Origin of the sequence: Hyphomonas sp., from assembly GCF_046313735.1 — a bacterium.
Taxonomy (GTDB): Bacteria; Pseudomonadota; Alphaproteobacteria; order Caulobacterales; family Hyphomonadaceae; genus Hyphomonas.
This window is the reverse complement of record NZ_JBKBXW010000009.1, coordinates 91,732-110,222: the sequence shown is the minus strand read 5'-3', so window position 1 is coordinate 110,222 and position 18,491 is coordinate 91,732. Positions and strand designations below refer to the sequence as shown.

Annotated in this window: 16 protein-coding genes; 7 read left to right on the top strand and 9 right to left on the bottom strand. The window is 65.9% G+C overall.

Features of this window, described 5'->3' with window-relative positions; translation table 11 throughout:
- Nucleotides 1–193: 193 nt before the first annotated feature.
- Nucleotides 194–1,096, bottom strand: a complete 903-nt coding sequence (locus tag ACK4SV_RS06545; RefSeq protein ID WP_409917008.1) for a hydroxymethylglutaryl-CoA lyase — start codon at nt 1,094–1,096, stop codon at nt 194–196.
- A 6-nt stretch (nt 1,097–1,102) separates the two neighbouring features.
- Nucleotides 1,103–1,933, bottom strand: a complete 831-nt coding sequence (locus tag ACK4SV_RS06540; protein WP_409917007.1) for an enoyl-CoA hydratase — start codon at nt 1,931–1,933, stop codon at nt 1,103–1,105.
- Between the two features lie 111 nt (nt 1,934–2,044).
- On the opposite strand from ACK4SV_RS06540, the gene hisI reads away from it, so the two are divergent.
- Together hisI and ACK4SV_RS06530 are read left to right on the top strand one after the other, a co-directional pair.
- Nucleotides 2,045–2,446, top strand: coding sequence for a phosphoribosyl-AMP cyclohydrolase (hisI, locus tag ACK4SV_RS06535; protein WP_409917006.1), 402 nt, complete (start codon nt 2,045–2,047; stop codon nt 2,444–2,446).
- 29 nt (nt 2,447–2,475) lie between these two features.
- Nucleotides 2,476–3,360, top strand: a complete 885-nt coding sequence (locus ACK4SV_RS06530; RefSeq protein ID WP_409917005.1) for an N-acyl homoserine lactonase family protein — start codon at nt 2,476–2,478, stop codon at nt 3,358–3,360.
- Here ACK4SV_RS06530 and ACK4SV_RS06525 read toward each other — a convergent pair.
- From ACK4SV_RS06525 to ACK4SV_RS06515, 3 genes are all read right to left on the bottom strand, one after another.
- On the bottom strand, nt 3,350–4,975 hold the full coding sequence (locus tag ACK4SV_RS06525) for a DUF389 domain-containing protein (protein ID WP_409917004.1): 1,626 nt from the start codon (nt 4,973–4,975) through the stop codon (nt 3,350–3,352). The two genes, ACK4SV_RS06530 and ACK4SV_RS06525, sit on opposite strands and share 11 nt — an antisense overlap.
- A gap of 89 nt (nt 4,976–5,064) precedes the next feature.
- The gene (locus ACK4SV_RS06520; RefSeq protein WP_409917003.1) at nt 5,065–6,765 is read right to left on the bottom strand and encodes an acyl-CoA dehydrogenase family protein; all 1,701 of its coding nucleotides are present in this window, start codon (nt 6,763–6,765) and stop codon (nt 5,065–5,067) included.
- A 124-nt stretch (nt 6,766–6,889) separates the two neighbouring features.
- Nucleotides 6,890–7,702 carry an SDR family NAD(P)-dependent oxidoreductase gene (locus tag ACK4SV_RS06515; protein ID WP_409917002.1) on the bottom strand — a complete coding sequence of 271 codons (813 nt, stop codon included), beginning with the start codon at nt 7,700–7,702 and terminating at the stop codon, nt 6,890–6,892.
- A gap of 169 nt (nt 7,703–7,871) precedes the next feature.
- On the opposite strand from ACK4SV_RS06515, the gene ACK4SV_RS06510 reads away from it, so the two are divergent.
- A complete protein-coding gene (locus ACK4SV_RS06510) occupies nt 7,872–10,364 on the top strand; it encodes a TonB-dependent receptor plug domain-containing protein (protein WP_409917001.1) in 2,493 nt (830 codons plus the stop codon).
- Between the two features lie 67 nt (nt 10,365–10,431).
- On the opposite strand, the gene ACK4SV_RS06505 is transcribed toward ACK4SV_RS06510, so the two are convergent.
- Nucleotides 10,432–11,385, bottom strand: coding sequence for a cyclase family protein (locus ACK4SV_RS06505; RefSeq protein WP_409917000.1), 954 nt, complete (start codon nt 11,383–11,385; stop codon nt 10,432–10,434).
- A gap of 90 nt (nt 11,386–11,475) precedes the next feature.
- Entirely contained in the window at nt 11,476–12,423 is a 948-nt protein-coding gene (locus ACK4SV_RS06500) for a glutathione S-transferase (RefSeq protein ID WP_409916999.1), read from the bottom strand.
- A gap of 189 nt (nt 12,424–12,612) precedes the next feature.
- Here ACK4SV_RS06500 and ACK4SV_RS06495 point away from each other — a divergent pair, with 189 nt between their 5' ends.
- The 4 genes from ACK4SV_RS06495 to ACK4SV_RS06480 all read left to right on the top strand — a co-directional run bounded on the left by ACK4SV_RS06495 (nt 12,613) and on the right by ACK4SV_RS06480 (nt 16,968).
- Nucleotides 12,613–13,503: a methylated-DNA--[protein]-cysteine S-methyltransferase gene (locus ACK4SV_RS06495; protein WP_409916998.1), complete on the top strand. Its 891-nt coding sequence runs from the start codon at nt 12,613–12,615 to the stop codon at nt 13,501–13,503.
- A 53-nt stretch (nt 13,504–13,556) separates the two neighbouring features.
- Entirely contained in the window at nt 13,557–14,015 is a 459-nt protein-coding gene (locus ACK4SV_RS06490; protein WP_409916997.1) for a hypothetical protein, read from the top strand.
- Entirely contained in the window at nt 14,012–14,485 is a 474-nt protein-coding gene (locus ACK4SV_RS06485) for a VOC family protein (protein WP_409916996.1), read from the top strand. Before ACK4SV_RS06490 ends, ACK4SV_RS06485 begins: the two co-directional genes overlap by 4 nt.
- A gap of 176 nt (nt 14,486–14,661) precedes the next feature.
- On the top strand, nt 14,662–16,968 hold the full coding sequence (locus ACK4SV_RS06480; protein WP_409916995.1) for a TonB-dependent receptor: 2,307 nt from the start codon (nt 14,662–14,664) through the stop codon (nt 16,966–16,968).
- Nucleotides 16,969–17,214: 246 nt separating this feature from the next.
- On the opposite strand, the gene ACK4SV_RS06475 is transcribed toward ACK4SV_RS06480, so the two are convergent.
- Together ACK4SV_RS06475 and ACK4SV_RS06470 are read right to left on the bottom strand one after the other, a co-directional pair.
- Complete coding sequence (locus ACK4SV_RS06475) at nt 17,215–17,748, bottom strand: phosphoribosyltransferase (protein WP_409916994.1); 534 nt, start codon at nt 17,746–17,748, stop codon at nt 17,215–17,217.
- Nucleotides 17,749–17,751: 3 nt separating this feature from the next.
- Entirely contained in the window at nt 17,752–18,471 is a 720-nt protein-coding gene (locus ACK4SV_RS06470) for an MJ0042-type zinc finger domain-containing protein (protein WP_409916993.1), read from the bottom strand.
- Between the last annotated feature and the right edge of the window lie 20 nt (nt 18,472–18,491).

Here is an 18,491-nt window from a genome sequence, read left to right as displayed (position 1 = left end):
CCCCTCCTCTCCCATTTCATGGGAGAGGGGTTAAAGGGGTGGCACGGCTGAACCCCTCTCCCGCTTGTGGGAGAGGCTGTGAGGGACAAGCGTTTGCACCGCAGACGCCCCGAACAGGCCCGTCGCGAAGCGATGGGAGGTGAGGGCGGCGGCGGGGCGGCTGTAGGGTGCATTGCGCTGCGCTTAATGCACCCTACGGGGCGGGCGGAAAACTTCCCGCCCGGCTCAGTGCGCTGGCCACCGGATGGCCCAGAACGCCTTCCAGCCATTTCGCCGTGGCGATCATCCGCCCAAGGTCGATCCCGGTCTCGAAGCCGGCGCGGTCCAGCATCCAGACGACATCTTCGGTTGCCACATTTCCCGTGGCCGCCGGGGCGAAGGGGCAGCCGCCGATGCCGCCGCAGCTGGCATCGATCACATCGACGCCCGCTTCCACCGCCGTAAACACATTGGCGAGGCCCGCCCCGCGCGTGTCGTGGAAATGCATGCGCAGGAACACGTCCGGCGCTTCCATCCGCACCCGGTCAATCCGCCTGCGGACATCCCAGGGCGTCGCCGCGCCGATCGTGTCGCCCAGCGCAAGTTCCGCCACGCCCGCCCGCTGCGCCTGCGCCGCGAGGCTGCCGACCACGGCAATGTCCACATCGCCGTCATAGGGATCGCCAAACGCCACCGAAATCGTCGCAGACAGGGGAAGCCCCGCCTCCAGCACCAGCGGCGCGCATTTCGCCAGCATGTCGGCGCTTTCCTGCGGGCTCATGCCCTGGTTGCGCCGGCCGAAGCCCTCGCCCGCCACCAGTACGAAATTGATCTCGTCCGCCTTCGCCTCGATGGCGCGGCGCACGCCCGTCTCGTTCAGCGCCAGCGCGATATGCCGTGTCGGCTTCGTCCGGTCCAGCCCTGCGAACACGGCCGGCGACGCGGCCATCTTTGGAACGGCCTTCGGATTGACGAAGCTGCCGGATTCCATCCGGCGCACGCCCGCCGCCTCCAGCCGCGCGATGAATTCGAGCTTCTGGTCGACCGACAGGTCGGCGGGGTCGTTCTGCAGCCCGTCGCGCGGGCCGACTTCGACAATATCGATCCGGCGTGTCATGCTGCCTCAGCTCCCCGTGAAGGCGGGCGCGCGCCGTTCGACGAAGCTGGCGACGCCCTCCTTGAAATCATGCGTCGCAAAGCTCGCCTGCATCTCCGCGTCGGCGGTCTCGAGCGAGGCAGCATAGGACTGAAAATAGCTCTCGCGGATCTGCCGCTTCATGATGGCGACCGAGCGCGGTGACACCTGCGTCGCGAGATGCTGCGCGACCTCGCCGACAAAGCCCATCAGCGCCTCGCCCGGCACCGCCTTGTTGACGAGGCCGATGCGCTCGGCCTCGCGCCCGTCAAACTTGCGCGCGGTGAACAGGAGGTCCAGCGCATGGGCCTCTCCGACGAGGCGCGGCAGCTGCCAGGCGATGCCATGCTCCGCGATCAGCCCCCGCTGGGCGAAGGCGGTCGTGAACTTCGTCTCCTCGGCCGCATAGCGCATGTCGGCAAACAGCGTCAGGATCAGGCCGATGCCGGCACAGGGTCCGTTGATGGCGGCGATGATCGGCTTGGGGCAGGCAAACATGTGGCCGAAGCGTCCGGGGAAAGTTTGCTCCAGCGCCGAGGGCGCGCTGGGGGCAAGGTCCGGTGTCTTGGCCTGATAAGTCTCCCCGGCATTCGCCTGGATGGACTGGAGCCCTCCCATATCCGCCCCGGCGCAGAAGCCGCGCCCGGCCCCGGTGATCACGATACAGCGCACCGCTTCGTCCGCCCCGGCGGCGCGGATGGCGGTTTCCACCTCGCTCTGCATGATGCCGGTCCAGGCGTTCAGCCGGTCGGGCCGGTTCAGCGTGATGGTCAGCACCCCGCCGGAAAGGTCGGTGAGGATTTCGCGGAAAGCGCTCATGGCTCGTCTCCCAGATATGTGTTTGCGCCAGTCTAGCGCCCTTTCGCGGCGATGGGCAGGCGCAATGGCGCGGCTTGACTTCAGGGCATGCATCGGCGAGCGCTTCGGCGCATGAGCGCTTACCCCCCGCCCCTGTCCGGCTCCGCGCAGGATGAAACCGCCGAGCTGCGCCCCCGCTTTGATGCGGCGGGGCTGATAGCTGCCATCGCGCAGGATGCGGAGACGGGCGACGTGCTGATGCTTGCCTGGATGAATGAAGCGGCGCTCGCGCAGACGATCGCGACCGGGCGGGCGACCTACTGGTCCCGCTCGCGCGGGAGCCTCTGGGTCAAGGGCGAAAGCTCCGGGCACACACAGGAGGTGGTGGAGGTCCGCGTCGATTGCGACCAGGACGCCGTGCTGCTGAAGGTGCGCCAGACCGGCGGCGCCTGCCATACCGAGCGGACGAGCTGTTTCTATCGCCGGGTCGAGGCGGATGGGCGCGGCCTGTCCTTTCCCGGCGAAGCGGGCTAACCTGCCGGGAAATCCCCGGGAGGAATGCCATGACCCTGAAATCCAGCCTTATCGCGGGCGCGGCTGCGCTCGCCCTTGCCGCCTGCACACCGGGCGCCCCGGGTGAGGCGCCGGAGCCTGCCGCCGCAGACACAGGCGAGGCCGCCGTCCCTGCCCTCTATGCCGATGTGCTCGATTGCGGCACGATCCAGATCTCCGATCTCGATGGCTTCTCCTCGGCGGGCGATTATGCCGGCCAGCCAGCGACGTTCACCAATACCTGTTACCTGATCCACCATCCGGAAGGCCGCCTGCTCTGGGATCTCGGCCTGCCGGGCCTCCTGCGCCAGGCCGGCCCGCTGACGCAGGACATCTTCACCGTCTCGCTCGATGCAACGCTTACGGAGCAATTCGAGGCGCTGGGGCTGACGGCCGGTGACATCGACTATATCTCGATCTCCCACAGCCATTTCGACCATATCGGACAGGCTGACCAGGTGCTGGGCGCCACATGGCTGGTGCATCAGGCGGAGCTGGATGTGATGATCCCCGCCGATGGCTCTGCCCCGCAGACAACTGCCGACCAGGCCGCGCTATTTGCTGCCTTCGCCGGCTTCGAGCGCGAAGCCTTCACGGGCGAGAAGGACGTGTTCGGCGATGGCAGCGTCATCATCTTCGAAACACCGGGCCACACGCCGGGCCACACGTCTCTGCAACTGACGCTGCCGGAAACGGGCCCGGTGCTGCTGACCGGAGACCTTTACCATCGCACCGCCAGCCGCGACCTGCGCCGCGTGCCGCGCTTCAACTATAACGAAGCCCAGACACTGGCCGCGATGGAGGCGTTCGAGGCCCGCGCCGCCGACCTCGGCGCCAAGGTGATCATCCAGCATGAGCGGTCCGATATCGAACCGCTCGGCGGGGTCATTCGCTGATCCGGGGACGGATCACGAGACTGTCCGTGACCGGATCTTCGCCCGCCACGGCGCGGCGGAATTCCCCGGCGATGGTGGTCTCGATGCCCGCTTCGGCGAGGATTTCCGCCACCGCGCCGGCCCGGCGGTAGCCGATGGCGCGCTCATCGAAGACCTGCGCCGCCAGCGCGTTGGGCTGCAGCGCGATGATGTCCGCCCGGCCCGCTGACCAGCGGGCGAGCGCCCAGCCGATATCCGCCACCAGCGCCGCCGCGTCCGGCGCCAGCGTGTCCTCACCGGGGGCGAAGCGCACAAGCGGCAGATCGCCCGGCGGCGGCACGACCGTGATCTCCCAGTCGGCATAATTGCGCCGCAGGCCTTCTTCCAGGCGGCGCCACCCGGCGAAGCTCACTCCCTCCGTTACGGCGGCGGCGAAGACGGCGCGGCGAGCCGGCGGGTCAATCTCCGCAGCAGCGAGCTGGAAGGGGAAAGCTGCGCGGAGTTCCCGCTGGGTGCGGCGCTCGACTGCCAGCGCCTCGAACTGTGACATCTGGGCCCTGAGCGGCGCGCCCAGCGATGTTTCCGCCGCCTGAAGGAAGCGCGCGGTCTCTGTGACATTGCTGTCATCGACGAAGATCTGGTCGATGGAGACGGCGACCGGACGGCTGAAGCGCTCCGTCAGCCGTTCGGACAGGCGTACGTCGGCGCCCGGCACGCGCTCTGAGGTCAGCACCGTCGCCTGCACGGTGATGCGCGCCGGCCCGCGCCGTGGGAAGGACACATCAAAGTCCGACAACCGCGCATCGGCGCCGGCAAACGGCTCCAGCACGATGTCGCGGGTCACATCGCGCACCCGGGTTTCATAGGCGATGTCGCGCAGGGCGAGGCCCAGCGGGATTGAGAGCCCAATGAACACGGTCACGATCAGGCCCGTCTGCCACATCGTATGGCGCGGGCTGTGACGCTCGCCGAAACCGTAGAAGCGCGACAGCACCGTCACCGACAGCGCAATCGCCAGCAGGTTTGTCATGTAGAGGAAGAAGGCGCCGCCCGCGATGTGGAACTGCGCGGTGGCGAGCCCATAGCCCGTCACCGCCAGCGGCGGCATCAGCGCGGTCGCAATCGCCACGCCCACGATTGTCTCGCCCTTGCGGTGGATGACCGCATAGCCGCCCGCGAGGCCTGAGAAGACCGCCACGAGCAGGTCAAAGAAATTCGGCCGCGTCCGGGCGAGGATTTCCGAGGTCACATCCGTCAGCGGCGAGAGGAACACGATCAGGAACGAAGTTGCCAGCGCCAGCGCCGTGCCGATGGCCAGCGACACGATCGCTTCGCGCAAGGCGGCAAGCTCAAGGATCGACAGCGAGAAACCCATCAGCATGATCGGCCCCATCAGCGGCGAAATAAGCATCGCCCCGATGATGACTGCAGGTGAGGACAGGAGCAGGCCGAGAATGGCGATGCCGCAGGACATCACCGTCATGAACAGGTAGCGCCCTGTCAGGCCGCCTTCTTCGTGCACATGCTTGACGACTTCGAGATGGTCGATCTGGCGAATGCCGCGCCAGCGCGCAACTTTCAGCCGGCGTGCCCATACAGGGCGGCTCGGCGTTTTTGCTTGCGCCGGTTCCGTCATGATGGCCTGTCCTCGCTCTGTATCTGGCAGTAAGCCCGGGTCCGGCTGCCCCTTTGGCACAGCCGGTCCCAGCCTGTCAGGCGGCGATGTCAGTTGCCGCCTTCCACGAGGCGGCGGGCAATCACCATCGCCTGCACTTCGCCCGCGCCTTCGAAGATGTTCAGGATGCGCGCATCCTGCAGGATGCGGCTGACCGGGTATTCGAGCGCAAAGCCGTTGCCGCCATGGATCTGCACCGCATTATCCGCCGCCGCCCAGGCAACGCGCGCGGCGAGCAGTTTCGCCATGCCGGCTTCAAGGTCGCAGCGCTTGCCCTCATCCTTCTGGCGCGCCGAATAATAGGTCAGCTGGCGCACGCCGACGAGTTCGGCGGCCATCATCACCAGCTTGTTGGAGACGCGCGGGAAATTGAAGATCGGCTGGCCGAACTGCTGACGGTCGAGCGCATAGCGCAGGCCTGTCTCGAACGCGTTCTGCGCGACGCCGACCGCGCGGGCAGCCGTCTGGATGCGCGCGCTCTCGAAGGTCGCCATCAGGTGTTTGAAGCCTTGGCCCTCCACACCGCCCAGCAGATTTTCCGACTTCACCTGGAAACCGTCAAACCCGATCTCGTACTCCTTCATGCCGCGATAGCCGAGCACTTCGATCTCGCCGCCGGTCATGCCCTCTGCCGGGAATGGGTCAGCGTCCGTGCCGCGCGGCTTCTCGGCGAGGAACATCGACAGGCCGGAGAAATTGTTCGTGGCCGGATCCGTCCGCGCGAGCAGCGTCATCAGGTCGGCGCGCACAGGGTGGGTGATCCAGGTCTTGTTGCCGGTGATCGTGTAATGCGATCCGTCTGCGGACTTTACCGCGCGCGTGCGCAGCGAGCCAAGGTCAGAGCCCGTATTCGGCTCGGTGAACACCGCCGTCGGCAGGATTTCGCCGCTCGCGATCTTCGGCAGCCAGTGGGCCTTCTGCTCCGGCGTGCCGCCGATCAGGATGAGTTCTGCCGCGATCTCGGAGCGTGTACCGAGCGAGCCTGTGCCGATATAGCCGCGCGACAGCTCCTCAGAGACAACGCACATCGCCGTCTTGCCCATGCCGAGCCCGCCGAATTCTTCAGGGATCGTCAGGCCGAACACACCGAGCTCGGACATTTCATCCACCACATCCATCGGGATGTAATCATTGCGCAGGTGCCAGCCATGGGCGTGCGGTTTGATCCGGTCAGAGGCGAATTTCGCGAACTGGTCGCGCACCATCTCCATCGTCTCGTCGAGTCCGGTCTGCTCCACCGAGTGGCGCGACAGCGCATCCGGAAGCAGTTTTGCCGCCGCCGCCATCGCCGCTGGCGATTTGCCCTCGAGGATCAGGAGGCGGGTCGAGGCATCGGCAAACAGGGCATCGGCCGCCTCAAGGCTGCCAAGCTCATGCGGGCGGATGACCTCACCCTGGTTCATCGGAATGCCGCCGACGATCTGCGCGCAATATTCTCCGAACAGGATCTGGGAGAGCAGCGCCTCGGCCTCGCCGAAGCGGCCTTCCGCTTCCAGCCGCCCGGCCCAGTCGGAAACCTGGCGCAGCGTCTCGGCATAGGTGACAAGCCAGGCGAGACCATGGGCGAGGTGCTGGTGGCGCTCGAAGGCAGCCCGGTCGGGCTTGCCGTCCGGCCCGGCCAGCTGGGCGCGCGCACCCCGCGTCGCTTCGGCCACATAACCGTCCACCGCCCGCACCGCAGAGGCCATCACCCCCGTCAGATCGCCGATCACAGGCTGTCCAAGGCCCGTCAGTCCGCTCAGTCCGTCCATGTGCGCGTCTCCCTCGTTCGTTTCACGCCCCTTTGTCCGGACTTATTATAGGGCGGCCCCTGCATTCTGACATAGCAGCCTTGTGCGGTGCAACATCGCAGCCGGGGCGGCGGACAGAAAATGCTCAAAGTTTGCGGTACCGCGCCGATTGCGCCGAGACGAGCGCCCGCCCCGCCGGTTCCGGCAGCACCCTCGCCAGCGTCGCGATCAGCTTGTTGACGCCGCCCGGCACAATCACTGGCTGGCCGCGATTAACCGCCGCGATCCCCGCCGCTACGACAGGTTCTGCCTGCATCCACATCCATTTCGGCATCTGTTTCGTCGCCTCGCGCGTGCCGTTCACGTCATGAAATTCGCTCCAGGTGAAGCCGGGGCAGAGCGCCGTGCAGCGGATGTCCTGATGGCCGAGCGCCTTGCACTCCGCCGCGATACTCTCCGAAAACTTGATCAGAGCGGCCTTCACCGGCCCGTAAAGCGTGTGCCCGGCGCTGCCGGCAGTGTATCCGGCCAGGGAAGCCACATTGATGATCCGCCCAAAACTGCGCGCGGCCATACCTGGCAGCAGCCGGTGCGTCAGCTCCACCGGCGCTTTCAGCAGGACCTGCAGGAACGCCTCCTGCTCCTCCCAGCGCGTTGAGAAGAATGTGCCCGGTAGTCCGTACCCGGCATTATTGACCAGCGCGTCCACCTCAATGCCGCGCGACTCTAGCTCCGCCACCAGCTGAGCCGGCGCCGAAGGATCTGCGAGATCGCAGGCGATCACATGCGCCTCGATCCTGTGTTTCGAATTCACCTCAGAGGCGAGTTGCTGGAGCCGGTCCTCGCGCCGCGCGGTCAGCACAAGGTCCCAGCCGAGCGCTGCATACTGGCGCGCAAACTCCGCGCCGATGCCGGCAGACGCGCCTGTGATCAGACAAACGCGGCGTTTCATGCTCATTTTCTGTTCTCCGGAAGTATTGTTGTGTCAAAATTACAACAATTCTGGACCTAAAGCGTGATTTGAGGCTCACTCACTTGTTGATTGGGCAAGCCCCCACACCTTAGCTTGCATATAACTTTCCACAACGCCGCCAACGGACGGGCGGCCTACACGAGGGGTGAACCACATGAAATTCAAAGCTTCGCTGCTAGCGGCAGCTACAACCGTCGCATTGCTGTCCGCAGCTGCGCCGGCCATTGCCCAGGAACAGGATGAAGAGGCACGCACGTTGACGACCGTCGTCACGGTCGGCACACGGGTTGCCAACCGGTCTGCGCTGGATACGGCCGCACCAGTCGACGTGATCTCCGGCGAGACGCTGCAGAACATCGGCGTCGGCGAACTCAACCAGGCCCTTTCGGTCAACCTGCCCTCCTTCAACTTCCCCCGCCCTGCCCTCGCAGACGGCACCGACTCGATCCGCCCGGCAGCCCTGCGCGGCCTTGCCCCGGACCAGACCCTCGTCCTCGTCAATGGCAAGCGGCGTCACTCGGCTGCCCTCGTGAACGTCAACGGTACGATCGGGCGCGGCGCCTCGGCGGTCGACCTCAACACCATCCCCTCGCTCGCGGTGGGAGGTGTTGAAATCCTGCGTGACGGCGCCTCGGCGCTCTATGGTTCGGATGCCATTGCCGGCGTGGTCAATGTGCGCCTGCGCGAAGCCAACTCGGGCGGCGCAATCCAGGCGAGCTATGGCTGGCGCGAAACCGAATACACCGTGCCCGTCATCCAGCCCACGCTGGCCGGCGTGCCCGATCCGGGCCGCACGGTCAGCCGCAAGCGCACCGACGGCCAGATCCTGACCGTCGGCGGCTGGAAAGGCTATTCGCTGGGCGATGATGGCTTCATCACCATCACCGGCGAGTACAAGGACCAGAGCCGCACCGAGCGCTCGGGATATGACCACCGCCAGCAATACCCGCTGGTCAACGGCGCGGCGGACCCGCGCGAAGGCAGCATCAACCGCTTCAATGCCTGGACAGGCGAGCCGGAACTGGAACAGGTCAGCCTGTTCGCCAATGCCGGCATGACGCTGCAGAACGGCGTCGACCTCTATGGCTGGGCGAGCTTCCAGGACCGCGAAACCGTCTCGGCGGGCTTCATCCGGGTCGCGAACGATGCCCGCAACGTCATCCAGATCTATCCGGACGGCTTCCTGCCGAAAATCAATCCGACGACCACGGACTATTCGGCCCTTGGCGGCGCCCGCTTCGAGCTGGCCGGCTGGGAGGCTGATGCCTCGATCGGCTACGGCTCCAACAAGATGAAGTTCCAGATCATCGACACGCTGAACCGGTCGCTGGGCCCATCCTCGAAGACCTCGTTCGATGCCGGCGGCTACCAGCACACCCAGCTTGTCGCCAACCTCGGCTTCGTGCGCGGCTTTGAAGTCGGCGGCCTCGCCTCCGACCTGAACGTCGCCTGGGGCGTGGAAGCCCGCCGCGAGACCTATGAGATCTTCGCCGGCGAGCCGGACTCCTACCGCAATGGCGGCGTCCTGCTGCCGAACGGCAACCCGACCGCGTCGGGCTCTCAGGTATTCCCCGGCTTCCGCCCGGAGAATGAGCGCGATGAAGACCGCACGGCCATCGGCATTTATCTCGACCTGGAAGCCAACCTCACCGATGCCTTCCTTGTCTCCGCCGCCGTGCGGGGGGAGTCCTATTCCGATTTCGGCGAGACGCTGACCGGCAAGCTCGCCGCCCGGTATGACTTCAACGAAAACTTCGCCCTTCGCGGGTCGATCCAGAACGGCTTCCGCGCCCCGTCGCTGCAGCAGCAATACTTCACGACGACCTCAACGAACTTCATCAACGGCGTTCCCTTCGACATCACCACCTTCACGGTCGATGACCCGGTGGCGGTTGCCCTCGGCGCGAAGCCGCTGGATGCCGAAACCTCGGTCAACTATGCCCTCGGCGCGGTCTTCCGCATGGGCGCCTTCAACCTCACCGTCGATGCCTACCGCATTGATGTGGATGATCGGATCGTCCTGTCCGAGAACCTGACCCAGACAAACGTCCAGGCCTTCCTGCAGCAGCAGGGCTTCATCGGCGCGGGCGGCGGCCGGTTCTTCCTGAACGGTGTGGATACCGAAACGCAAGGCGTCGACATCATCGCCAACTACACCTTCCCGGAAACGGGCCTTGGCACGTTCAACGCCACACTTGGCGCGAACTTCAACGAAACCAAGGTCACAGCTGTCCCGGCCCTGCCGCAGCTCACCGCGCTCAACCCGGCACCGGTGCTGTTCGGCCGCGTCAACGTCGAGACCTATGAAAAAGGCGCGCCGAAGGACAAGTTCACCGGCCAGCTGAACTGGGAGCACGGCGTGTTCGGTGCTACGCTGCGCGGCATTCGCTATGGCGAAGTGCTCGTGCCGCAGGCCAATGCGGCGCTCAGCTATACCCAAAGCCCGAAAACGGTGATCGACCTTGAAGGCCGCTACACCTGGAATGACCGGCTGACCCTGTCGGCCGGGGCGGACAACCTGTTCGACGAATATCCGGACGCTGCCCCTCTGGGCCTCAACACGACCGGCAACACGCCGTTCTCGACCTACTCGCCCTTCGGCTATTCGGGCCGCTTCGTCTATGTCAAGGCGATGCTGACCTTCTGATCCGCAGGCAGATGAACGATCAGCGCCGCTCCCATCCGGGGGCGGCGCTTTTCATTCTGTATACAGATTACCGGATCGCGACCGGATTGATGATCGCCTGGACAGAGCCCTCGAGCCGCGGCACACCGAGCGCAAAGAAAAACTCCGTCGCCCCGTCGGCGGCAAGCTCATGCGTCACCATGTTCTCGAGGATATAGACCCCGTTCTTCGCCAGCAGAACCTGGTGCACCTCGAACGGTCTCAGCTCATTCTCGAACGGGATCACTTCCAGCGCCCAGGTATCTGCGCCGACCGCCGCTGCGCCAAGGTCAGCAAGGTATTGCGCGCCTTCAACGCCGAGCCCGGGCTCCACCGGTGACAGCTCCTTAACGCCTTCCAGCGCCTGCATCATGCCGGTATGGAACAGGACGACATCGCCCGGCTCCACGCTGAGACCCGCATCGCTCAGTGCACGGTCTATTTCCGCGCGGTTGAACGCCGTGCCCGCGGGCACCGGATTGCCGAACTGTTTCGTCATGTCGAGCAGGATGCCCCGCGTCGCCATCGGCGGCAGCTCATGCGTGCCGAACTGGGTCACGCCGGAGGTGGTGACGAAGTCTGCCACCGGAACGCCGTTATAATAGCGGTGATTGATGCCCATATGGCCGAGCCCGTCGATCTGGCTGCCAATGCCGAGCCAGGTGAAGACAAGATCGTCATTCCCCGTCGCCCGGTTCTCGCCCAGCGGCGTGCCGGAACCGTCCGAGAGCTGAAGAATTGTCATCGAATAGCTGCGCGGCCCATAGGCCGGCGTGTCCGGCCCGGTCACCTGCCCCAGCGCATAGGTCTTGCCCGTGCGGATGAGCTGCGCGGCAGCCGCCGTCTTCTCCGGCGTGATCAGGTTGATCGCGCCCAGCCGGTCCTCCGCCCCGAAGCGCGAGGGATACCACTCATCCCCCGGCGCGGGCCGCGCGCCCTCATCCGCTGTCACATGCGCGCAGGCGGTCACAAGCGCCGCCGCCGCCAGAAGCCATTTCCTCATGATTGCTCCTCCCTAGGGTTCTCTTTCCAGAGAGCCTAGCGGAGGGAGGCTGCATCGCAAGCCCCGATCGGGCCGGGGTTCAGGTTCTGCTCAGGCCCGGCGCACCAGATAGCCCGCCCGCGGGAAGTGAACATGGATCGTCTCGGCCTCGTCCGAAACGCGCTGGAGGACAACGCGCTGCGCGTCGGCATGGACCAGCTCCCCCTCGACCCAGACCTGCCCGTAATCGTCGGGCGCGACCGCCACCCGCTCGCCCGCCCGGAAGCCCTGCGGCTCGTCCAGCGTCGTGGCGGCGAGAAGGCGGGGCGCCGCATCCTTCGCGATCCTCAGCGCTTCGGCAGACGTGATCGTCTCCGGCGCCTGGCCCGTCACCTCGCTCAGGCGCTCATACCAGGCCCTAGTCAGCGGCGCGACGGCGAGGCACGCATCGGCAAAGTCCGGCACCGCCGATTTCATCCACCAGACATTCATATAGGCGTGGACATCGACGAGGCCCGGCTTCGTGCCGATCATGTAGAGGCCGGCGCCCGCGCCCTTGCCGCCCGCAAGGCGCTCTTCCAGCAGCATCAGCCGCGCGCGCCATTGGTCGCGCATCATCGGCGCCACCGCCTTCATCGCGCCAAGGTCAAACGGCCGGCCGGAAAGCTGCTCCCGGTCCTTGATGAACGTCTCGGGCACCCCGTCGCCGATCGCGCCGAAGATCACCGCGACCGAGCACTGGAACCAGCGCCCATCCGTCCAGCCTGCCACCATCTGCGCGAGGCCTTCATGCCCGGGCAGCTTCAGCGGCAGGTGCTGATAGCGCGTCTCCAGCTCGCGCAGGATGATCGCCGTGTCGCAGAATACATCCGCGCCAATCTGCATCACCGGCACGCGGCGATAGCCCCCCGTCATCGGCATCAGGTCCGGCCGCGGCATCACCATCGGCAGCTCGACGCGCGCATAGCCGAGGTTCTTCAGCCTCAGCGCCAGGCGCACTTTCTCGGCATAGGGGGAGGAAGGATATTCATGCAGGATGATGCTGCGGGCGTCCGCCATGGCCGTGTTTTTCCCTTCCCTCGTGTTTTGTGCGCGCCACTTTGCGCGTCTTCCCTGCCGCAGGAAAGGGGCAATTGGAACAGCGGCCCTGTGGCGCAGCCTGCCCCGGCCTATGGCGCAGCCTGCCCCGGAATGCCGCCCGCAGGAATCGGGTGGCGCGCCCCTTCGGCCTGCGGCAATCTTGCGCCCATGGACCCCGCCCCCTTCCCCCTCGACGAGCGCGCCCGCGCCTATGACCGGATGGCCAAGGCCCTCGGCTGGCTCGGCGACACATGGAACGCCTGGCCTGACCTTGACGCGGCTGCCCGGGCTGCCGGCCTCTCGCCCTCGCATTTCCAGCGCGAGTTCAGCCGCTGGGCCGGGGTCAGCCCCCGCCAGTTCCAGTCCGCCATCGCCCATGCCGAGGCCGGCGCGGCGCTTCGGGGTGGCGCCAGCGTGCTGGAGGCCGCCCTCGAGATCGGCCTCTCTGGTCCCGGCCGGCTGCACGACCTGTTCATCGCCCATGAAGCCCTCAGCCCCGGCGAAGCCAAGGCCGGCGGGCGCGGCGCAGACCTGACCCTTGGCCGCGCGCCGACCCCGTTCGGCATGGGCGCCTGGCTGATCAGCCCGCGCGGCCTCGTCGCGCTCGGCTTCATTGATGAGGGCGCCCCCCCGCGCACCGGCTTCCAGCATCAGGGCCGGCGCGAAGACGACGCCTTTGCCGACCTCACCGGGCGCTATCCGGGCGCCACGATCCGCCGCGACGACGCCGCCGCAGAGCGCATGGCCCGGCAGGTGTTCGAGGAGGACGCGCCCCTGCCCGTCTGCCTCTATGGCACGCCTTTCCGCCGCCAGGTCTGGCGCGCGCTGATCAACATTCCGGCGGGCGAGACGCGCACCTATGGCGCCCTGGCCGCGCAGGTCTGCATGCCGAAAGCCGCCCGCGCTGTGGGCGCAGCGGTCGGCGCCAATCCGCTCAGCTGGTTCATCCCCTGTCACCGGGCCCTTGCAGCCGATGGCCGGCTACATAACTATCACTGGGGTGTGGACCGGAAACGGGCCATGCTGGTTTATGAACGCGCGCGCCTCGCCGGGGGCTGATCTCCCGGCGCCCTGATCTGCGCTGCGCCAGTCCGGGAACCTGTCTTCAGCCCATGTGGGTCTATTTTCTCCTTGTCATCGCCATCCTTGCCTGGGGCGCCCATCTTGCGTGGCGCTGGAAACAAGCGCGCGACTTTGCACCCCAGCTCCTCGCCCTGCGCCAGCAGGAGGGCGAGCTGCCACCGAGCGTCAGCCAGAAGGAATTCACCGATCTCTACCTGCGCGCCGAAGGCCCGCGCGCGGGCACCTATGTCTATGCCTGCGCCGCCTTCATGACCGTGACGCTCGCCCCGGTCTCCAGCCTGTTCAACTCGGTGTGGACCGCCATCTGGCAGGCCACCGGCTCCGATCCGGTCTTCGAGGTCGGCACCTTCATCCACACTTTCAGCTTCTTCCTCGCCGTGATGGGGCTCACCATCCTCATCCTCGCCATCGCCATGCGGCGCTATTACGCCCTGATGCCGCCCAATCTGCGCCAGGTCATCCGCCATCTGAAGGACGCCCATTCATGAGCATTCGCTATCTCCACACCATGGTCCGCGTCGGCGACATTGACGCTGCCCTGCGCTTCTATTGCGACGGCCTCGGCCTCACCGAGATCACCCGCTATGACAATGAAGCCGGCCGCTTCACCCTCGTCTTCCTGGCCTCGCCGCAGGATATTGCTGCGCGCGGCGGCGTGCCGCCCGGCACCTCGCCGACCGCCATGGACATCCCGATGGTGGAACTCACCCATAACTGGGACGAGACGGCCTATGAAGGCGGACGCAATTTCGGCCACCTCGCCTATGAGGTTGAGGACATCTACGCCGCCACCCAGCGCTTCGCCGATCTCGGCGTCACCATCTCCCGCCCCCCGCGCGATGGCCGCATGACCTTCATCCGCTCGCCGGACGGCATCTCCGTCGAACTCCTCCAGAAGGGCAAACCCCTCGCCCCGCAGGAACCCTGGGCCAGCGCACCGAATGTCGGGGCGTGGTAGTGCCGCCAGGCGGTCACCACTGCCCTGACATGCGGCGGACCTGACCACAAAACTGGCACCCCCTGTTGCTGCGCCGCCACATGACGGCCCTGTTACCAGTTCGTCGCAAAACCGAAACGCATCTGTCGCCAACCATCTCTACCGCACCTGCGAAATACCCACCGCAGGAGCCTCCCATGTTGAAAACCCTTCTCGGCAGCGCCTCGCTGACCGGCCTGATGCTCGCCGCGCCCTTCGCGGCCGTCGCACAAACCACCGAGGCGGATGACAGCCCGCTGGTCCAGAACACGATCACCGTCACCGTGCAGAAGCGCGAGCAGAGCCTGCGCGACGTGCCCGTCGCCGTCAGCGTGGTCGATGATTCCTTCCTGCGCGATCTCGGCCTTGACGATTTCGAGGATGTCGCCCGCTTCATTCCCGGCTTCGAGGTGCAGGAGCAGAGCCCGAACAATCCCGGCTTCGTGATCCGCGGCATCACCTCGGATTCCGGCGAGGCCAATATCGAGCCCCGCATCGCCATCTTCCAGGACGGGGTTTCCCTCTCCCGCTCGCGCGGCTCGATCGTCGAGCTGTTTGATGTTGAGCGCGTCGAGGTCGCCAAAGGCCCGCAGCCGACCCTGTTCGGCCGGGGCGCGCTGATCGGCGGCGTCAACATCATCCAGGCGAAAGCCAGCACTGCCGAGACCACCGCCCGCGCCACCATCGGCGGCGGCAATTTCGGCGAGGTCTTCGCCGATGGCGCCGTCAATTATCCGGTCATCGCCGACACCTTCGCCGTGCGCGTCGCCGCCCGCTACCGCAAGCGCGATGGCTTCGTCGAAAGCCTCAATCCGAATGAGGATGATTTCAACGGCGAAGACATGCGCGCCGTGCGCGTCAGCTTCGGCCTCGAGCCCTCGCCCGATGTGCGCCTCGACCTGATCCTCAACTGGCAGGAAAACGACAACACCGGCACGTCCTTCAAATCGAAGGTCTATGCCCCCGCCCCCGGCGCCTCGGTCGATCCGTGGGAGCCTGCCAACCTCAACAGCTTCGGCGGCTTCCTCGGCGGCAGGAAACTCGGGCTCGACCGCACGGTCCAGTCCGCCACCTTCCTCGCTGACTGGCGCATCTCCGACAGCTGGACCGCCAGCTCGATCACCGGCACGCGCCACTTCAACAGCCTCGAAGTGTTCGATCCCGACGGTTTCGGCACGGAGCTTCTGATCTTCGCAGAGGACGCCAAGGGCGACCAGCTGAGCCAGGAAATCCGCTTCAACTATGATGGCGGCGGCGCTTTCACCGGCTTTATCGGCGGCTCCTACTTCAAGGAAACCGGCCGCCAGCTCGTCCCGCTCGGCTTTGACGAGCGCGCGATCCAGGCCTTCCTCGGCGGCTTCCTGACCGCTCCGAACGCCCCGCCCGCCTCTGCCCTTCCGGCCATCAACCTCACCGCCTTCCAGCAATCGGGCGGCCTGCTCGTGATCCCGCTGAAGCCCTTCCATGAGGAATTCTTCGCCAATTATGGCCGCACGGTTGCCCTCGATGTGTTCGCCGATGCCAGCTATGCCGTGAATGACCGCCTCGAGATCACCGGCGGTATCCGCTTCACGGACGAAGACAAGCGCACCTCGATCGAGGCCGGCAACACCAATGGCCCGAGCAATCTTACGCTCGGCTCGATCATTGTGGCCCCGACGAATGGCCGCCTCACCCGGTCCGACAGTTTCGAAGGCGTTACCTGGCGCCTTGCCGCGAAATATCAGCTCTCGGACAATGTGAACCTGTTTGGCAACTATGCCCGCGGGCGCATCCCTGAAGTCATCGCGCCGTCCTTCACCAACCCGAACCAGCGCTTCACCCTGCTGCCGGCCGAGACGGTTGACAGCTATGAAGTGGGCGTCAAGTCGAGCCTGCTCGCCAACCGCCTCCTGCTCGATGCCTCGGTGTTCACCTATGAGTACAAGAACTTCCAGTCGAGCATCGTGGATGATGGCATCATCGTGCCGATCAATGCGGGCAATGCCTCCTCCACCGGCGGCGAGATCCAGGCGAACTGGCTGGTCAGCGACGCGTTGAACGTCATCGCCTCCTATGGCTACAACAACGCCCGCTTCGACAAGTCCGTGAACGGACAGCCGCAGCAGTTCGGCGGCAACCCGCTGCGCCTCTCGCCGGACCATACCGCCTCGCTCGCCGCCCGCTTCCGGGCCGAGACCGGCTTCGGCACGGTGCGCGTGGTGCCGAGCTATACCTGGCAGTCGAAAGTCTATTTCGACAATTCCAAGCGCGACCTGATCAGCGAGGATGCCTACGGCCTCCTCAACCTGAATCTCGGCCTCGACCTGCCGGGCGACCGCTTCTCGGTTGAAGCCTACGCCACCAACCTGCTCGATGAGAAGTATATCATCGATGCCGGCAATACCGGCGACGGTTTCGGCATCCCGACCTTCATCGCCGGCAAGCCCCGCTTCTATGGCGTGCGCTTCTCGGTCGCCTACTGATTATCTGACGCCTGTGTCGTGACCTCTGATGACCGAAGGCCATCGGGGGTCACGACAGAAACTTGTTCCGTTCCCTGAAAATCCCTGACAGCTGCCGAAGGCTCACCCTGAGCGAAGTCGAAGGGCGAGCCGGGACGCGGGGCGGTTCCGCTTGGCACATCCTTCGACTGCGCTCAGGATGAGCTCCGGATTTTTGGCGCAGGCACAGGTGCCGCAGGCATCAGCCTGCGATCAGCACCAAGCAAATCAATCAAGCGCCCCGATAAAGGGCAGCCCCCGATATTGCCCTTTGTCATCCATGCCATAGCCGACGAGGAAGCGGCCCGGCGCGTCGAAGGCGCAGAAATCAACTCCGTCGGCCCCGCGCGGGGCCCATGGTTTCTGGGTCAGCGCCACGGTGATCACCTCGCGTGCGCCCTTGGCCAGAAGATGGCTGCGTGCAAAATCCAGCGTGCGCCCGGTGTCGAACACATCGTCGATGAGCACGACGCCGCGCCCTTCGACAGAGCGGGAGATGTCGGCCCGCACGACGACGCGGCCGGAGCTTTCGCGCGCATCGCGGTAGCTTTCCAGCCAGATCACATCCAGCATCGGCATGACGCCGCGCCGCGCCAGCGCCTTCATGAGGTCGGTGGTGAACGGCATCGCGCCGATCAGGATGGAAACCGCCGTCCACGGATCTTTCCCGAGGCGGGCGGCCAGCCGGTCTGCAAGGTCCTCAATGCGCGCGGCGAGGTCCGCCTCGCTGACGATCACTTCCATCGCAGGCGCGCTGTCCATTACCTAATCCCCATCGCTGTACGGATCATCCGCAGGCGGCATATCGCGCAGGTCCGGAACAGGCCCGGCCGGCGGCAGGGGCGGCACCTCGGACAATTCGACAAAGCTGAGCCCCAGGTCGAACGCCTCATTCGGGGCCGGCTCGATCACCGCGCCGAACTGGCCGGCTTCGCCGGGCTGCAGCGCAATCGGCGTGATCAGGCTGTAGCGGGTGGCGACCACCGCCCCGCGCTCATCGCGCAGGTCAATGCGCACGCCGGGTGCGTCCACAGCGGCCTGGGACACATTCACCACGCGCCCCGTAATCGTCACGATCGGCACGGTATCATTGAAGGTGCGGGTGACGACCTGGCCTTCAAAATCGAGGCCGAACCGGTTCACCTCAAGTCCGAACAGGCGATAGGCGCCTGCCGATTGCGGCCAGACACGCACGATCTCGCTGCGGAAAAAGAATGCCGCCGCCGTAAGGCCGACGAACACCAGCGCCATCAGGACCCATGAGAGGGCAGCGGCCAGCCGGCTCTTTTCGCGGCGTCGTTCCCGCATCCGTTCGCGGTAAAGCTCATGCGGCGGCGGGGGCGGCTCTCGCTCGGTATCGTCGCCCGCAGGCCGCACGAACCAGGAATGGCCGCAGCTGGCGCATTTAACAGTGCGGCCGCTTTCACCGATTGTTGAGTCATCGGCGAAATAATGGGTGCTGCAGGAAGGACAGGTAAGGATCATGGCCCGCTTCGCTCTTCCCG

What these genes read in the sequence shown, in the direction of transcription:
- ACK4SV_RS06500 (WP_409916999.1), bottom strand. Translation starts at nt 12,423, where the DNA reads ATGGCGGACGCCCGCAGCATCATCCTGCATGAATATCCTTCCTCCCCC.
- ACK4SV_RS06505 (WP_409917000.1), bottom strand. Translation starts at nt 11,385, where the DNA reads ATGAGGAAATGGCTTCTGGCGGCGGCGGCGCTTGTGACCGCCTGCGCG.
- ACK4SV_RS06515 (WP_409917002.1), bottom strand. Translation starts at nt 7,702, where the DNA reads ATGAGCATGAAACGCCGCGTTTGTCTGATCACAGGCGCGTCTGCCGGC.
- ACK4SV_RS06470 (WP_409916993.1), bottom strand. Translation starts at nt 18,471, where the DNA reads ATGATCCTTACCTGTCCTTCCTGCAGCACCCATTATTTCGCCGATGAC.
- ACK4SV_RS06525 (WP_409917004.1), bottom strand. Translation starts at nt 4,975, where the DNA reads ATGACGGAACCGGCGCAAGCAAAAACGCCGAGCCGCCCTGTATGGGCA.
- ACK4SV_RS06485 (WP_409916996.1), top strand. Translation starts at nt 14,012, where the DNA reads ATGAGCATTCGCTATCTCCACACCATGGTCCGCGTCGGCGACATTGAC.
- ACK4SV_RS06545 (WP_409917008.1), bottom strand. Translation starts at nt 1,096, where the DNA reads ATGACACGCCGGATCGATATTGTCGAAGTCGGCCCGCGCGACGGGCTG.
- ACK4SV_RS06520 (WP_409917003.1), bottom strand. Translation starts at nt 6,765, where the DNA reads ATGGACGGACTGAGCGGACTGACGGGCCTTGGACAGCCTGTGATCGGC.
- ACK4SV_RS06475 (WP_409916994.1), bottom strand. Translation starts at nt 17,748, where the DNA reads ATGGACAGCGCGCCTGCGATGGAAGTGATCGTCAGCGAGGCGGACCTC.
- ACK4SV_RS06510 (WP_409917001.1), top strand. Translation starts at nt 7,872, where the DNA reads ATGAAATTCAAAGCTTCGCTGCTAGCGGCAGCTACAACCGTCGCATTG.
- ACK4SV_RS06495 (WP_409916998.1), top strand. Translation starts at nt 12,613, where the DNA reads ATGGACCCCGCCCCCTTCCCCCTCGACGAGCGCGCCCGCGCCTATGAC.
- hisI (WP_409917006.1), top strand. Translation starts at nt 2,045, where the DNA reads ATGAGCGCTTACCCCCCGCCCCTGTCCGGCTCCGCGCAGGATGAAACC.
- ACK4SV_RS06490 (WP_409916997.1), top strand. Translation starts at nt 13,557, where the DNA reads ATGTGGGTCTATTTTCTCCTTGTCATCGCCATCCTTGCCTGGGGCGCC.
- ACK4SV_RS06530 (WP_409917005.1), top strand. Translation starts at nt 2,476, where the DNA reads ATGACCCTGAAATCCAGCCTTATCGCGGGCGCGGCTGCGCTCGCCCTT.
- ACK4SV_RS06540 (WP_409917007.1), bottom strand. Translation starts at nt 1,933, where the DNA reads ATGAGCGCTTTCCGCGAAATCCTCACCGACCTTTCCGGCGGGGTGCTG.
- ACK4SV_RS06480 (WP_409916995.1), top strand. Translation starts at nt 14,662, where the DNA reads ATGTTGAAAACCCTTCTCGGCAGCGCCTCGCTGACCGGCCTGATGCTC.